This is a genomic window from Bacillus sp. 3255 (genome assembly GCF_031456485.1).
Lineage (GTDB): Bacteria > Bacillota > Bacilli > Paenibacillales > NBRC-103111 > Paenibacillus_E.
In genome coordinates this window covers 19533-35479 of the sequence record NZ_JAVDUS010000035.1, presented here as the reverse complement: position 1 = coordinate 35479, position 15947 = coordinate 19533, and the positions used below count along the sequence as shown (strand labels likewise).

14 protein-coding genes are annotated in these 15947 nt (G+C 53.2%); 3 read left to right on the top strand and 11 right to left on the bottom strand.

Annotation, left to right across the window (positions count from 1 at the left end; all coding sequences use genetic code 11):
* Nucleotides 1–2: 2 nt before the first annotated feature.
* From J2X61_RS35285 to J2X61_RS35275, 3 genes are all read right to left on the bottom strand, one after another.
* Nucleotides 3–485, bottom strand: a complete 483-nt coding sequence (locus J2X61_RS35285) for a CBO0543 family protein (RefSeq protein WP_310195054.1) — start codon at nt 483–485, stop codon at nt 3–5.
* Nucleotides 486–545: 60 nt separating this feature from the next.
* Nucleotides 546–1595, bottom strand: coding sequence for an adenosine deaminase (gene add / locus J2X61_RS35280; protein WP_274473349.1), 1050 nt, complete (start codon nt 1593–1595; stop codon nt 546–548).
* 363 nt (nt 1596–1958) lie between these two features.
* Nucleotides 1959–2648, bottom strand: coding sequence for a DNA alkylation repair protein (locus J2X61_RS35275; protein WP_310195051.1), 690 nt, complete (start codon nt 2646–2648; stop codon nt 1959–1961).
* 108 nt (nt 2649–2756) lie between these two features.
* Here J2X61_RS35275 and J2X61_RS35270 point away from each other — a divergent pair, with 108 nt between their 5' ends.
* The 3 genes from J2X61_RS35270 (at nt 2757) to J2X61_RS35260 (ending at nt 5251) form a co-directional block, all read left to right on the top strand.
* Nucleotides 2757–3554, top strand: a complete 798-nt coding sequence (locus J2X61_RS35270; protein WP_274473346.1) for a Cof-type HAD-IIB family hydrolase — start codon at nt 2757–2759, stop codon at nt 3552–3554.
* Nucleotides 3555–3937: 383 nt separating this feature from the next.
* A complete protein-coding gene (locus J2X61_RS35265) occupies nt 3938–4393 on the top strand; it encodes an acyl-CoA thioesterase (RefSeq protein ID WP_274473345.1) in 456 nt (151 codons plus the stop codon).
* 18 nt (nt 4394–4411) lie between these two features.
* Entirely contained in the window at nt 4412–5251 is an 840-nt protein-coding gene (locus J2X61_RS35260) for an SDR family oxidoreductase (RefSeq protein WP_310195047.1), read from the top strand.
* 189 nt (nt 5252–5440) lie between these two features.
* On the opposite strand, the gene J2X61_RS35255 is transcribed toward J2X61_RS35260, so the two are convergent.
* The 8 genes from J2X61_RS35255 to J2X61_RS35220 form a co-directional block, all read right to left on the bottom strand.
* Nucleotides 5441–5659 (bottom strand): hypothetical protein, encoded by a 219-nt coding sequence (locus J2X61_RS35255; protein ID WP_310195043.1) that lies wholly within the window; start codon nt 5657–5659, stop codon nt 5441–5443.
* Nucleotides 5660–5734: 75 nt separating this feature from the next.
* The gene (locus J2X61_RS35250; protein WP_310195040.1) at nt 5735–7444 is read right to left on the bottom strand and encodes a methyl-accepting chemotaxis protein; all 1710 of its coding nucleotides are present in this window, start codon (nt 7442–7444) and stop codon (nt 5735–5737) included.
* Between the two features lie 89 nt (nt 7445–7533).
* On the bottom strand, nt 7534–8565 hold the full coding sequence (gene mglC / locus J2X61_RS35245) for a galactose/methyl galactoside ABC transporter permease MglC (RefSeq protein WP_274473342.1): 1032 nt from the start codon (nt 8563–8565) through the stop codon (nt 7534–7536).
* A gap of 18 nt (nt 8566–8583) precedes the next feature.
* Entirely contained in the window at nt 8584–10101 is a 1518-nt protein-coding gene (locus J2X61_RS35240; protein WP_310195035.1) for a sugar ABC transporter ATP-binding protein, read from the bottom strand.
* Between the two features lie 135 nt (nt 10102–10236).
* On the bottom strand, nt 10237–11283 hold the full coding sequence (locus J2X61_RS35235; RefSeq protein ID WP_396135537.1) for a galactose ABC transporter substrate-binding protein: 1047 nt from the start codon (nt 11281–11283) through the stop codon (nt 10237–10239).
* A gap of 144 nt (nt 11284–11427) precedes the next feature.
* Nucleotides 11428–12408, bottom strand: coding sequence for a substrate-binding domain-containing protein (locus J2X61_RS35230; protein WP_274473339.1), 981 nt, complete (start codon nt 12406–12408; stop codon nt 11428–11430).
* A gap of 12 nt (nt 12409–12420) precedes the next feature.
* A complete protein-coding gene (locus J2X61_RS35225) occupies nt 12421–14148 on the bottom strand; it encodes a cache domain-containing sensor histidine kinase (RefSeq protein WP_274473373.1) in 1728 nt (575 codons plus the stop codon).
* An 83-nt stretch (nt 14149–14231) separates the two neighbouring features.
* Nucleotides 14232–15887 (bottom strand): response regulator, encoded by a 1656-nt coding sequence (locus J2X61_RS35220; protein ID WP_274473338.1) that lies wholly within the window; start codon nt 15885–15887, stop codon nt 14232–14234.
* Nucleotides 15888–15947: the final 60 nt, after the last annotated feature.

The window sequence follows — 15947 nt, the reverse complement described above, 5'->3', positions numbered from 1 at the left end:
CTTTACTGCCGCTTGCCGAACAGGCTCTCCATCTTTTTAAAAAACCACCTGTAGTACCCGTAGGAAATCAGCAGAGTGAACAAGATCGACAGGAAGCTCATAAACCAGTTCCAATTCAAATACGCAATGAGGTCGGTATGCGTCTCGAGCCATACTTCGCCTGCCGTCAGTACGGTAGGGAAGATTAGGGGGTACGCGATTTTCACCGGCCATGACTTCTCTTTAGGAAAATGAACGTTAAAGATGGCGCTGACTGCCGGATACACGAAAAATTCATAAGTAAAGCTAGCTTTATACACCATGCTCAGAAAACCGACCGGGTACTCGATAAGCCCGCCCTTCACGGCAAGCGATCTCAGCAACCAAGTCGGGACCTGCATGAACATGAAGCTTAACTGTGCTCTGATGTGGTGCCGTCTGCCAATGAAGACGATCAAGAGAAGAGCGGTAATGATCCAGACGCCATATAAGATTATCGTGTCCACGCGTGGCCAAGTCCTTCTTAGTTGTTTGATACCACCATTATGTTCAATGGGGCGTTTTTTTTAGTCTGTCTGCATCCCCATATCTCGGAACTCCGCTTCCATCTCCCGCCGCAGCAATAACTTCTCGCTTTCCTCCATAAAAGCAGCCTCCACCCCGTTCATAACAAGCCTTATCAGTTCAGGTTCCGTAAAGCCGAAACGGTCCGATAACACCCGGTACTCGTTCGTAATGTCCGTTCCCGACACACTTGGATTGTCCGTGTTAATTGTCACCAGAAGCCCTTGCTCCAAATACTCGCGAATCGGATAGGACTCCCAGCCAGGCACAGCCTTGGTTTGGATGTTGCTGATCGGGCACATCTCCAGCGGAATGCGGCGGTCTTTCACCATCGCCATAATCTCGCCGTCCTCCTTCAATCTGACGCCATGGCCGATGCGCACGGCACCGAGATTCGCTACAGCTTCATAGACATTCATCGCTCCCGCGGCCTCCCCGGCATGAATTGTCACTGGAATGCCGAGCCTTCGCGATTCGGCGAATACGTCCCTGAACCATTCCGGCGGGTAATTGGCTTCGTCTCCGGCCAAATCGACGGCAACTACGCCTCTGCCCACATACCCGGCAGCCGCGCGGATCACTTCCAGATTGGCTTCGCGGGAATGATTCCGCATGCAGATCGCGATGACGCCGGCCTTCACGCCGAAATCCCGTTGTCCGCGCTTCATCCCCTCTACGACATGGTAAATCGTTTCTTCGACGGTCAACCCGTTGGCACGGTGCAGTTGGGGCGCGAACCGAACCTCCACATACTTGCAATTATGCTCGGCCGATTGCTCCGCCACCTCATAGGCAACCCGCTCCAAAGCTTCTCCGTTTTGCAGAAACCGGGTCGTGAAATCGAATTTACTCAAATATTCGACGAGGCTGCCGCATTCCTCGCCTACACGCATATGCGGAATTAATCCTTCTGTATCATACACGGGAAGATCTAAGCCTTGGCGGAGAGCAAGCTCCAGAATCGTTTCCGGCTTCACACTCCCGTCCAAGTGCAGGTGAAGATCAACTTTAGGCAGCCGCGTCAGCCAATCCTGCGTCCGATTATGTTTCATCTTCCATCATCCCTTCTCATGTTTTTAATCTGAGGGGTGTTGTGTGCCCCCATGAATAATTTTAATTACTTTAAATCAATGTTATTTATATGTCAATATATATGACAAATTATTTTAATTATTATCATATGCGTTAGTTTTTGTGACGTGAACGGCACCAATGCAGCCGTAACGTAAAAAAGGCTGCCCCTGAAGCCATGTAAATGGCTGGGACAAGCCTTTTTGTGCGCGGCTTTTCTCCGTTGGCCGTGTCTTAGGCTTAATGCGTCTAACCGACTCCACGGCCTCAATGCCGCCGACCTTACCAACTGCCGACCGTCTGCCGCAAGCCCCCGCACCGCCAGCCGGGGAATAGCAGCGAGACTACTCGTCCCCGCTCTTCCGCTGAATAACCTTCAGCGCTTCCCTCACGCTAAGCGGCGACAGCTTCGTCTCAGCGACGAACGCTTGCACGGCGCCGGCGTCCGTCTTCGAGTATTCGCGCAGCGCCCAGCCGATCGCCTTGCGGATGAAAAATTCATCGGAATCCGCCATCCGCCGGATACAGCTAAACAGCAGCGGCACATCCGTGTGCCGCTTATATTTGAGCTGAAAGAGGATCGCCGTCCGCTGCAGCCACATATGGCCCGAAGCCAGCCATTTTTCGACGTGAGCCGGGATGAGCTCCGGATACTTCTGCATATGGAAGCCGATCAAATGGTCAGCAATCGTATCGACCGAATCCCACCAGGCATTCGTCACGACCAAATGCTCCAACAGCGCAATGCGTTCCTTCTCCGCCTCTTTGCGCAGTTGGATGAGCAGCAGCAGCGCCGTATAATGAAACTCCCGCTCAGGCAGTGCCCAGAGCTCTTCCGCCGCCTTCACGCCCTCGGCTCCTTTGGGCATCCCGTGCTCCTTCCAGAACTGCTTCGTTAGCGCCACGCGCTGCGGATTGCGAATGCCCAAGAAAGGGAAATGGCCGCGCATATAAGCGGCCATCGCCGCTGCGTCGGCCTCACTGGCGTGGGCTCTGAGCAGGTCCTCCAGCTTTTTTGTATAAGATGATGACATGGCCATGCGCCTCCTTCGTATCCTTTTATTCTAGCAATTCCACCCTGTTTCGGGTATGCTTATAGCAGAATTTTTGCATAGATCACCTATCGGAACGGAGAGGAACACATGACTTATAAGTTAGTAGCAACGGATTTAGACGATACGCTTCTGCGCGATGATTTGACGATATCGCAAGCAACGATCGAGGCCATGCACCAGGCGGTTGCGCAAGGTGTGACGGTGACGATCGCTACAGGGAGAAGCTTCCCGTCCGCAGCGAAAATCGCCAACCAAATCGGGCTGAACGTGCCGATCATTACGTATCAGGGCGCACTCATCAAAAACCTCCTCGATGAAGAGGTCTTATACGAGCGCACCGTTCCTGTGGATAGCGCCCGCTACCTGCTTGATTACTGCGAGCAGAGAAATCTCCATCTCCAGCTTTACCATGGCGACGAGCTTTATGCAGGCGAAGATAACGATAAAATCAAAAACTATGTACGCTTATCCAAAACCCCGTATATCATTGGCGACCTGCGCCAATGGATCGACATTCCGCAGCCCAAAATGCTGATCGTTGATAAACCGGAGGTTTGCGACCAAATCCGCGAGGAGCTGCTCCCGATTCTTGGCGATAAGCTGCATATTACGAAATCCAAGCCTCACTACTTGGAATTCATGCACAAAGAAGGCACCAAAGGCCACGCGATTGCATTCCTGGCGAGCCATATCGGCTGCACGCTCGAGGAAGTCATCGCACTTGGCGATGCGTGGAACGATCGCGAGATGCTCGAAGTCGCCGGTCTTGGCGTGGCGATGGACAATGCGCTGCCGGAACTGAAAGAGCTGGCGAATTATGTGACCCGAAGCAATAATGAAGACGGTGTAAGACATGTTCTGGAGAAGTTTATTTTGAACGTGTAGATCGTGAAATAGATCCCCTGCATGCTCTGGCATGCTGCGGGATTTTTTTGCGTTGCACGGTCTTCGGCGAAGAGCTGGCCTGGGTCGGCGTCACACTGGCGATGACCGCAGGTGCAGCCGTGATGGCCGGATCCTCGGACCTGGCTGATCAAACCGCGAACCCCTGCGTGCTGCACAGCTAGCGGAACAAAAATGGAGCCGCCGCTTTCTTTACAGCCATCTGGTTGTGTGAGAACATGGAAGTATATTCGCTGCCGTTGGCCGCGGGGTGTGCATTTGAGAGCTGCTGCTGCGCTGACGAACAAGCACCTTAAGAATGTAAGCGCTATCTTCGCCTTTAAGCCGAAGCTCCCCGTAACTTATTTTAAGGAGGCTGTACCGTTATGCACTTCTCCGAATTGGAAGGATACCGTTATTTTACCCCTACGAAGGTTCGTTTCTGCGAAACCGATGCCAACGGGCATCTGAGTCATCTTTCCTCGGTCATTTATATGGAACAGGCACGATGCGAGTACATGAACGGGTTAGGACTGTTTTTCATCGATGGCGCTCCAGCCGACAAAACGTTTTTTCTTGTGAACCAGCGTGTTGAATATAAGTCCCAGGCACATTTTAATGACGAACTGCTGATATATATGAAAATAAACCGGATTGGCAAGTCGTCCGTCGAAGCGCATTACGCGATTGTGCAGCGTGATACGCAGCAAGTCGTCAGCGTAGGGGCCAGTACAGGGGTGTATATCGATGTGCGGACGCAAAAAAGCACACCGCTGCCGGAGGATCTGGCCGGCCGGATCGAGCGATTCGAGGCTGCGTTCGCAGCAGCTGCAAATCAATGATGAAGGGCGAGGATGCTTATGTTCGATTCAGCCTTATTGCAGGATAAAGTCATTCTCATTACCGGCGGAGGCACGGGATTGGGCCGGGCTATGGCCGAGCGCTTCTTGGAGCTGGGCGCGCGTCTGGCGATTACCTCCCGGCGCGAAGAGGTGCTTGCGCAAGCGGCCGCCGAAATGGGCGGCAGCGTCTTCTACAAGAGCTGCGATGTGCGCGATCCGCAGCAAATTGCAGAGATGGTATCGGCTGTGGAGCAGCATTACGGCCGAATCGACGTACTGATTAATAATGCGGCCGGCAATTTCGCCAGTCCGACGGAGAAACTGTCTCCGCGTGCGGTAGACGCCGTACTGAACATCGTTCTGCACGGCACGTTCTACACCACGCTGGAGGTGGGCAAACGATGGATCGAGCAGGGCTCCGGCGGGACGATGCTGAACATCGTCACCTCGTACGCCTTCACCGGCTCGGGCTTCGTCGTGCCGTCGGCGGCCGCCAAAGCCGGCGTGCTGGCGCTGACGCGCTCGTTAGCCGTCGAGTGGGCGCGCCACGGCATCCGGCAGGTCGCCATCGCGCCGGGGCTGTTCCCGACCGACGGCGCGTGGAGCCGCTTGGCTCCGACGCCCGAGCTGTCGGAGAAGCTGCTGAACCGCGTGCCGCTGCGGCGGGTCGGGGAAAAGGATGAGCTCGCGAACCTCGCGGCTTATCTGATCTCGGACTACGCCGGATATATCAACGGCGAGGTTGTCACGATTGACGGCGGCGAGTGGCTGCAGGGCGCCGGGCAGTTCAACGACCTGCTCGAGGTGACCGAGGAGCAGTGGGCCTCGCTTGCGGAGATGACGCGCAAGGGGAAGTGACCGGCTAACTAACGGTCACAGCGGCTCTTATTCGGCGAATTGCAGCCGAATTGCAATTGTAACGGACACGGGTGCCGTTATTTCTCTCTTTTCGGGCGTGTTTCGCCTCGAAATCGGGAAATAGGGGCAACGGTGTCCGTTAGATTTGAGGCGCGTCGGTTTTCGCGGCAATAGCGTCTGCTGTGTCCGTTAGCCAACACTTGGACCGACGGACGTGGCCGTCCAGTAGGCATAACTGGAATTTCTCCCGCTAATTCCAGGCAAAATCGCCCCCGTACCGGTTTCACCGCCAAAATAACGGGAGATTTTCCTTTTAATCAATCCAAAAGCACAGAAGTCGCCAGAATAACTGGAGAAATTCCATTTATCACCCGCCGTGCCGCCGCGCCCCCGCTCCACCCGCTCCATCTCCTACACCCCCTCCAACAAGACAAAAAAGGCGCCCCACCGGTAACATGCTACCGGCAAGACGCCCCCACAACCTCACACGCGGAACCGCGCGATCAAAGCCTGCAAATCCCCCGCCATCATGCTGAGCACGGCAGCCGAGGAGACGATCTCCTCCATGCTCGCGTACTGCCCCTCGATGTTCGTCGAAACGTTCCGCGCGCCCGCCGCCGTCTGCCCCGCGACTTCGTCGATCGCGCGAATCACATCGACGGCTGCGCGCGTCTTCTCCGAGATGGCGGCCGAGCTCTCCGCCACCTCGCCAATCTGGCGCGCAACGTCGTCCATCGCCGTGCGAATGCGGCCGAACGTCACCTGCGCGACGCCGACCACGTCAAGACCCGTCTCCACCTCCCGGCTTCCCGCCTCAGTGGAGACCATAACCATCCTCGTTTCGTCCTGAATGCCCGCAACGAGCTCCCTTACCTCTTCCGCCGCTGCGCCCGTCTGCATAGACAGCTTGCGGACTTCCTCCGCGACGACCGCGAAGCCTTTGCCGGCCGCTCCCGCTCGTGCCGCTTCGATGGAAGCGTTGAGCGCGAGCATATTCGTCTGCCGCGCTATCCCGGCAATCATCGCATTGGCTTCCACGATTTGCGCAGACCGCACACCCAAACGCTCGACAGAAGCAGCCAGCTCCTTCATCTTCAGATGAATGGCGCGCATCTGTGCGATCGCCGTCTCCACGGCCTCATGGCCGGAGCCTGCCGCTTCCTGAGCAAGCGATGAATGCTCATGTGCCATCTGCGTAACACCTGCAATCTGCGTGACCGCCGCCGACATTTCCTCCATGATGGAGACGCCTTGATGCACGCATTGCACCTGCGCATCCGTCCCCATCGATATGTCCTGCACCGTGAACGTGATGCGCTCCGAAGACTCGCTAACCTGTTCGCTGTTGTAGCTTAACGCTTCCGAGGCCGCCGCTACATGCTGCGCGCTGCTTCCTACCTGACTGATGATGCTGTGCAGATTGGCTTTCATCGCATTGAAAGCCGTCGCCAAAACTCTCAGTTCATCTCTATTGCTTACCTGGATATCGGCCGTCGTCAAATCGCAGGCCGCGATGCGTTCCGCCGCCCGAACCATGGATCGGATAGGCTGTACAATGGCTCGCGAGAGCAGCAGACCGATGGCCAGCGCGAAGAGGAAGGCAGCTACGCTAACCCAGATCAACGTTCTAACGGTCGAAGTGACGACATCATGATTGCGGGCAATTGCTTCCTCCTGAACGCTCCGCTCCAGCTCCTCGATCTTCGCTGCGGCCTGCGTCAGCGTATCTGTCGTAGGAATCGCCCATTGCATCGCTTCCGCCTTGGCCAGCGGGACGTTGCCCTTGTCCGCGTATTCCGCCACTTTTTTGACCAGACGCGCAAACGTCTGATTGGAGTCCACCATGGATTGAATGGCGCTCTGCTCTTCCTCGCTATGAGACAGCTCCCCCATCTGCGCAATGATCGAAGTCAGCGTCCCATTCATATCGTTCAGCAGCTTCTCCTTCTCTGGCGTCGGATCAAGCACATAGCCGAACAGCATGCTATTCTGCATTTGCGTTTTCTCTTTGATATCGGCAACATTGCGCAGAATTGAAACATTATCACTCAAAAGCTTGGTGTAGGAGTTGTCCACCTTATGCAAGTATGTATAGGACATACCACTCGTCACTGCAACGAGTAATGAAACGATAGCGAAGGCACCTACAATTTTGCCCCGCAGAGAGACTGAAAGCATATTCTTGATGTTCATTTAGGGACCCCCTCCCATAATTTGGGTAAACGCTTTCACAAATTGACAAAACAACAGGCTGCCCTCCGTTGTGACAGCCTGCTGCATGATTATTTGGAATTCATATATTTACGCATATCGAACGCCACTGCTGCAACGATAATGACACCTTTGATAATCAATTGCCAGTAAGGGCTGATACCAATGAATGTCAAACCATAGTTGATAACGCTGAAGATCAATACCCCTGCCAGAACGCCCGGTACCGTTCCGATACCGCCGGATGTAGATACGCCGCCGACTACGCAAGCCGCAATCGCATCGAGCTCATACATATTTCCGTAGTTGTTCGTTGCGCCGCCTGTTCTTGCCGCTTCCAATACCCCTGCCAGACCATACAATGCGCCTGCAATGGAGTAAATGTAGATCAGGTAACGGTTCACGTTAATACCGGAAACGACTGCTGCGTGAATATTGCCGCCAATCGCGTACATGTACTTGCCAAGCTTGGTTTTATTGAACACAATCCATACAATGACTGATACGACAATAGCAATAATGACGATATAAGGAATGGAGTAAGTGGAGCTTGAACCGATCGCTCCTGTACCGAGTGTACTGAAGTCCGGACGCAACCCGCCGATCGGCTGGGACTGATTCGGTTTCATATCGAAATACAAGGAGTTAGCTCCGTACACGGCAACCATCGTTCCGAGCGTCGCAATGAACGGCGGAACCTTGAGTTTAGCTACGATCAGACCGTTAATGAGACCTACCAGAAGACCTGCGGCAATCGCGATCAAGATAGGTACAAGCAGCGGCAGGTGCGGAAGATCCGGGAAAAATCTGCGGCCGTAGTCCTGCGTTTGCAGCATCGAGGCCGAGATAACGGCGGTCAATCCGACGATCCGTCCTGTCGAGAGGTCCGTTCCTCCCGTGATCAGGATGAACGCTGCGCCGAGCGCGATGATTACGCGTGTGGATGACTGCAGCAGAATGTCGCGTAAAATGCTGACGGATAAAAAGCGGGGATCATAAATCGCAATCCCGATAACGAGCACGACAAGCACGATGTAGATTGCGTATTTGGTCACGAATCCGCTAAAGTCTCTGGATTTCACTGTTTCTGTTTTTGTACTCATTGGTTTCTTGGCCCCCCATTATGCCATATGCTGTGCAGCAAGGCGCATGATCTCTTCTTCTGTTGCTTTCTTTCCATCTACGATCCCCGTCAGGCGTCCTTCGCACATGACCATGATTCGGTCCGACATCCCAAGCAGCTCGGGCATCTCAGACGAGATCATGATGATACTTTTCCCCTGCTTCGCAAGGTCGGCAATGATGGAGTAAATCTCGAATTTGGCGCCGACGTCGATCCCGCGCGTCGGTTCGTCCAGCAAGAGCACGTCCGGCTCGGTCAGAAGCCATCTGGCAAGCAGCACCTTCTGCTGGTTACCGCCCGACAGGTTTTTGATCAGAGCATGCATGTTCGGCGTCTTCACCCGAAGCATCTCGATGCTCTTCTCCACTTCCGCTTTCCGCTTCGCTTCTTGAATGAACCCGAGCGGATTCATATAGCGGGACAGATTCGCAATTACCGTATTCTCAAGCACGGATAATACCGGGAAAATCCCCGTAACCCGGCGTTCTTCCGTGAGCAGCGCGATTTTGTGCTTAATGGCATCGATCGGCGATTTGAGCTTCACCTGTTTGCCATGCATCGATATGCTGCCGGATACAACGCTTCTCAGTCCGAACAAGGCTTCAATCAGCTCTGTCCGTTGAGCGCCGACCAATCCGCCTACGCCAAGAATTTCACCTTTGCGCAGCTCGAAGGATACGTTCTTGAACGATCTTGGAATGACCGAAGTCAGTCCTTCGACACTCATCAAAACCCCGTTCGGTACGTTGCTTCTCTCAGGGAACCGCTCTTTCAGATCCCGTCCGACCATTTTGGAAATAATCATATCGGTGGTCAGCTCGGAAGATGCCCACGTGCCAATCTTCGAACCATCGCGCATAATGGTAACTTCATCCGAGATCTCCAAAATTTCTTCCATTTTATGTGAAATATAGATGATCGAGACGCCGCGGCTTTTCAGGTCGCGAATAATGCGAAACAGCTGCTCAACCTCATTGCCGGTCAGCGACGAAGTCGGCTCATCCATAACAATGACTTTCGAATTAAAGGAAACGGCTTTGGCAATTTCAATGGATTGTACTTTGGAAACGGACAAATTGCCGACCAGCGTATCCGGTTGAATATCCATCTGAAGCTGCCGGAACAAGTTTTCTGTATCTTTACGCATTTTCTTGTGATCCACTAATTTCAACGGTCCGATCCCTTTCAGCGGGAAGCGGCCCAACCAAATGTTCTCCATCACGTTGCGATGAGGAACCGGGTGCAGTTCCTGGTGAATCATGGAGATGCCGTTAGCCAAAGCATCTTTGGAATTCGTAATGCTCGCGGTCTCGCCGTTCAATTTGATCTCTCCGCCGTCCGGCTTATAAATACCGAACAAGCATTTCATGAGCGTCGACTTCCCCGCTCCGTTCTCTCCCATCAGCGCATGTACGCTTCCCGGACGGACCTTCAGGGTCACGTTGTCCAGCGCTTTTACGCCGGGGAATTCTTTGGAGATTTGATTCATTTCAAGTACATACTCGTGTAATGTCATGGTAACTCCCCCTACAAGCTCGCGATAATCCCCACCAATGTGCAGCCTTTTTTCGAAGCTCTTTTTCTCTTTGCCTTTGTACGGTTTCCAAATAAGGAGGGCAAGAGCGGAAAGCTCTTGCCCGCTCTATGGCGATTATTTCGCTTCGTTCATGTTAGCTTTTGTAATCTTTTTGTAGGAAATCCACACATATTTGCCGTCTGTGATGTCATAGCCTGTGTTTTCTTTGCTTGGCGTCAAGCCGTTAGCCAATGCCGTAGCTACGCTCGTAGTCGCAGCACCTTGGTTTTTCGCATCGTTCAGAACCGTTCCGAGCAAAGTACCGTCGCTAAGAGCTTGCAGAGCAGGAGCCGTAGCGTCTACGCCGACAACCGGCAGGTATTTGCCGTCTTTGAAGTAACCCTTTGCTTTCAACGCTTCGATCGCACCTAGCGCCATATCGTCGTTGTTAGCAAGTACCGCTTCGATTTTGCTCTCGCTGGATGCCAGGAAAGCAGCCATTTTCTCTTGACCTTTGACACGATCCCACATAGCTGTATCTTCAGCTACTTTCTCTACGCCCAGACCTGCATCCGTAATCGCTTGGATGGAGAACTTCGTACGAAGCTCGGCATCTTGGTGGCCCGGCTCGCCTTTCAACATGACGTATTGGATTTTACCGTCTTTATTTTTGTCCGCTTCAGGGTGAGCTTTGAAGTAGTCAACAAGCAGTTGGCCTTCCATCGTACCGGATTGCTCCGCTTTCGCGCCTACGTAGTAAACTTTATCCCATTTCTTCATATCGTCAGCAAGCGGCTCGCGGTTCAAGAAGACGACCGGCACGTTCGCTGTTTTCGCTTTGTCGATGATAACGCCGGCCGCTGTGCGGTCTACTGCGTTAATCGCTAGAGCGTTTACTTTTTTGGTGATGAAAAGGTCTACTTTATCGTTTTGCGTCGGTTGCGAGTTTTGGCTGTCTACGATATCCACAACAGCTTTGTCTTTGGCAGCGTCAGCGATCGCAGCGCGAACACCGGACATGAACGTATCGTCAAATTTATAGATCGCTACACCGATCGTTGGTTTTTTACCGTCAGTTTTAGCAGGAGCCGCTGTTGCCGCTGCACCTGCGCTAGCTGCTGGAGCTGTAGATGCCGCTGGAGTTTGTGCTTTATTGCCACAGCCAGCTACGGTTGCTACCAAAGCGCTCGCTACTGCAAGGGTAATTAGTTTTTTCAAGGTAAGACCCTCCCTAAAAGGTTGTGTTGTTTATTTACATGTCTAAATATACGGCATGGCGATAAGGAAACAAATGCAATATCCTCATGTCTTCTATCGAAATTCTCATCACTTTATGAACGGGAATAGCAATTTCTGATTATCGGACCAGAACATATTGCTCAGATCGATCGCCTTGGTACCGGTATCCACACGATCCGGAATCTTCTTCCCGTTCGAGGCTTCCACCGCATTCTTGACGCCCAGATAACCGATGCTGAACGGGTTCTGGATAATGGTCGCCTGGATCACGCCCTCCTGAAGCAGCTCCAACTCCTCGGACGTGCTGTCGAAGGTGATGAGCTTCACCCTGTCCTGCAGGTTCAACCGTTGGATAGCGTCCGCCACGCCGACCGAGGACATTTCGTTCAACGCGACAATCCCGTCGAGGTGCGGATATTTCTCGATGATGCCCTGCGTAAGCTGGTCGGCCGTCCCCCGGTCTGTGAGCGTATACACTTTGGCAATAACCTGAATGCCGGGATACTTCGAAATTTCTTGAAGCAGCCCTTGCTCCCGAAGCTCCGCATTGCGCTCACCCTGCTTGAAGCTGACGATCGCGATATTGCCTTTGGTTCCGGCAAGTTTGACCAGCTGTCGTCCGGCCAATTGCCCGGCTTCGTAGTTATTGGCTCCTATGAAGCTCTTCGCCTTGCGCGTGCTGACCTCCGAGTCGATGGTCACGACCGGAATGCCTCGCTCCGCTGCGCTGTCGACGACGGGACTCAGCTCCTTATAGTCGTTCGCAGCCAGCACGATACCGTCGGGGCCGCTGCCGATCGACTGCTCCATGAGAGCGATTTGTCCTTTCACATCCGCTTCATCGCCCGGCGCGCGGAAATCGAGCGTCACGTCGAATTCCTTCGCGGCGACCTCCGCACCCATTTTCACCGTCTTCCAATAATCGCCTTCCTGGCTTCTCAGCACGACTTCCAAATGCTTCTTCTTCTGGGTCGGGATCGTTTCGCTTTCTTTCATGCAGGAGGATAAGGAGAGAATTGCGGCCAGGACGGCAAATATGAGAGGGCTCCATTTCATTGTTTTATCCATCGCTTCTCCTTCCTATTCATCTTCCAGAATGGCTGGTATCGTAATCTTCACGACGGTGCCTTCCTCCAGCTCGCTTTCCACCTTCACACCGTATTCGGGACCGAAATACAGCTGAATCCGCTCATGAACATTGCGCAGGCCGACGCCTGAGCCTTTCTCGCTTTTGACGGAACCGTTCATAATGTTCTTGAGCGTTTCTTCGGACATGCCGACCCCGTTGTCCCGAACCTGAAGCACGATGGTATCCTTGAATTTCCTTGCGGAAATGTGAATATGCCCCTCGTCCACCATGTATTCGATGCCATGATAGAGCGCATTCTCGACGAACGGCTGAAGAATGAGCTTCAGCGTCTTGTAAGCCAGCACTTCTTCGTCGGCCTCGATGCTGTAATCGAACTTGTCCTTATACCTCATCTTCTGGATGATCAAATAGTTCCGGATATGCTCGATCTCATCCCCGATGGTAATGATGCTCTTGCCCTTGCTGAGCGAAATCCGAAAAAACTTCGATAACGAAGTAATCGTCGTGACGACTTCATCATTCTTCCCGGTACCGACCATCCGGACCACCGAATTGAGCGTGTTGTACAGGAAGTGCGGATTGATTTGAGACTGCAGCACCTCGAGCTCGTTCTTCCGCTTGATCTCCTGCTCTTGAATGTTCTGGTCCATCAGCTCGCGCACCCGGGACACCATGAGATTGAAGCGGCGTGACAGCTGCTCCACTTCATCGGCGCCGCGAACATGGATGTACGTGTCGAAGTGGCCCTTCTCGACCATTTCCATCGATTTCTTGAGCCGTTTGATAGGCTGGGAGATGCGGGCCGACATGAAGGAGGAGATGAGCAAAATGAAAATAAGAACAATGACGAGCAGCCAAATCATGAACGTGCTGATTTCTTTGCGCGTCGTGATCATCTCATCGAGGTAGGACACGCCGATAATTTTCCACCCGATATTGTTCACGGTTCGAACGACATTCAGCCGGGACTCGCCTTCGCTCACGTCCATATATTTGCCGTAGGAGAATTTGAGCGCCTGCTCCACATTCTCATATTTCAGGCCGATATAGATCAGCTGCTGCTGCGGATGGTACACAATATTGCCGGCGGAGTCGTCGATAATATAGACATAGCCTTTCTTGCCCAGCGACACCGTGCGGAAGACGTCATCCAGCGTTTTGAAATTGACGTCGACGAGCAGCACCGCATCCTGCCATGTGCCGTTCCTTTCGATCGATACCCCTTTGCTCATGGAGACGACCCAGCGGTACGGGTCCTTGAACAAGTTCTGAATATGCGGCAGCGAGAAGGAAAGATGATTCGGGTTATCGAGTGCGGACCTGAACCAGGATTGCTCTAGCAGCCGTGTGTTTTTCCGCATTTCGGCGTTATGAATGCCCGTAATCATCGTGCCGTCAGCCGCAAACAAGTTAATGGACACGATGTCTTCACGCGTGCTGGCGATCGTCTCCAGCTGCTCGCTCAGCTTGTCCGACGGCACGCCATGGCTGTTCGCGATTTTGGCGTCGACGACCTCGAAGGTATCCGCCATGCCCTTGATGTAATTTTCCAGGTTAAACTGCACCTGTTCGACGATTTGTTGTGTATTCAGAAACGCGCTTTCTTCCGCCGTACGGGAGAATTTGTTGTACAGGACCAGCGAGATGATGAGCATGACGGTCACGGTAATGAAAATAAAAGACATCGTAATCGCGAACTGGATGCTCTTCACTCTCATCGTGTCCAGCAGCACAACATACAAGGACCTGAACAGCGCTTTCACTTTTCGTATCAAACTGACACCCCCGTTCCATTCCTGCGCTACCCTTTGGTGCTGTTATTGCGGTATTCCTTCGGAGAGACGCCGACATTCTTACGGAAGGAGAAGCTGAAATAGTTGGCGTCGGCGTAGCCCACCTTCTCGGCAATTTCCAGCGCCTTCATATCTGTCGTGCGCAGCAGCTCTTTGGCCGCCTCCATCCGGATATGGTTCAAATAGTTCACGAACGTCATCTTCGTCTCTTTCTTGAAAATCGAGCTGAAATACCCGGCGCTGATATGCAAGTGCCCGCACACCTTGTTAATCGTAATATCGCCCTCATGATAGTGAGCTTTCGTATAATCCTTGGCCATCTCCACGAGATTTCTATATGTGCTTTGGCGGTCCGTAGCAATATGATTCATCATGGAGAGACACAGCTCGGCAAGCCAGTGCTTGGCCTCCTCAAGCGAGGTGAATTTGTTGATCTCCGTGAATGGAATGAAGTTGTCGCCGAACACCTCGTCCACGTTCAGGTTGGAGTCCTTCGCCGCCTTCAAGATGCAGGTGAGAATTTCAAGCAAATAGATCTGATAATCCTTCACGGAGCCGGCTCCTTCAATCCCGTGGAAAAGCTCGTCGATCGTCTCGCGAATCTCCACATTCGTCCCGACCTTAATGCAGCGGGTCAAGGCATGCTCTTTCACATCGTCGAACCGGATCTTCTCAATGCTGCGCTTCTCCACGTCATCGATCGATATGATCCGGTTGTTGCCCAGAATCAGCCGGTAATCCAGCGCCAGCACGGCATCCTCATACGAATAGCTGATCTTGGAGATATCCTGCATCACCGTTCCGATGCCGACCGTCAACGTGAGCTTCAAATATTTCTCGACGTTCAACCGGATTTCTTCCAGCACCTTCATCGTTTCCTGCAGGGCCTTCTCCCGCTCGCTGCTCTCCCTCACGGCCAATACGACCACTTGGTCATTATGCATGAAAACGAGCCCAAGCCCGCGCTTCTCGGCGATCTCCTCCGTAATGTTTAACAGGGCGAAATATTTCAGCGCCTGATCCTCCGAGTATTGCAGCGAGACGGATTTGGACAGCTCGCCCCGGTTCTCCGGATCCACCTCGGGGATCAGCACGGCGTCAATGCTCATCACCGCAGCGACATAGCAGTTCCCGTTCAATTCGATCCCGTAATTGGCCGCTTTCTCATACACTTCATCGCGCGGAAGCTTCCGGTTCATGAGCGTAGCCAAGAAATTCTCCTTCAGCACAGGCATGCTCTTCCGGTAATGCTCCATCAGCAGTTGAACGTTCTTCCGGTGCTCGACTTCCTCCTGAATGTGGCCTTTCACTTTCAGCAGCGCGTTAATCAGCTCTTGCGCGGAGAACGGCTTTAGCACATATTCGTCAATGTGCAGCTTGATCGCTCGCTGCGCGTATTCGAACTCGTCGTGCCCGGTGAGGATGATCAGCTTGATCGTCGGGTACCGTTCACGGACCGCTTCAGCCAGCTGAAGGCCGTTCATGAACGGCATCTGGATGTCCGTCACGACCACATCCGGGAGCAGCCGCTCCACAAGCTCCAGCGCTTCCCTGCCGTTCTCCGCTTTGTCGATCACCTCGAAGCCGATGGCTTCCCAATCCACTTCGCGGACGACACCTTCTCTGACATCCTCTTCGTCATCCACCAACAGCAACTTATACATGGAAATCCCCCTTATTTATTTACAAATAAAACACTTACTTGTCAGTCTGCAAGGTATTCA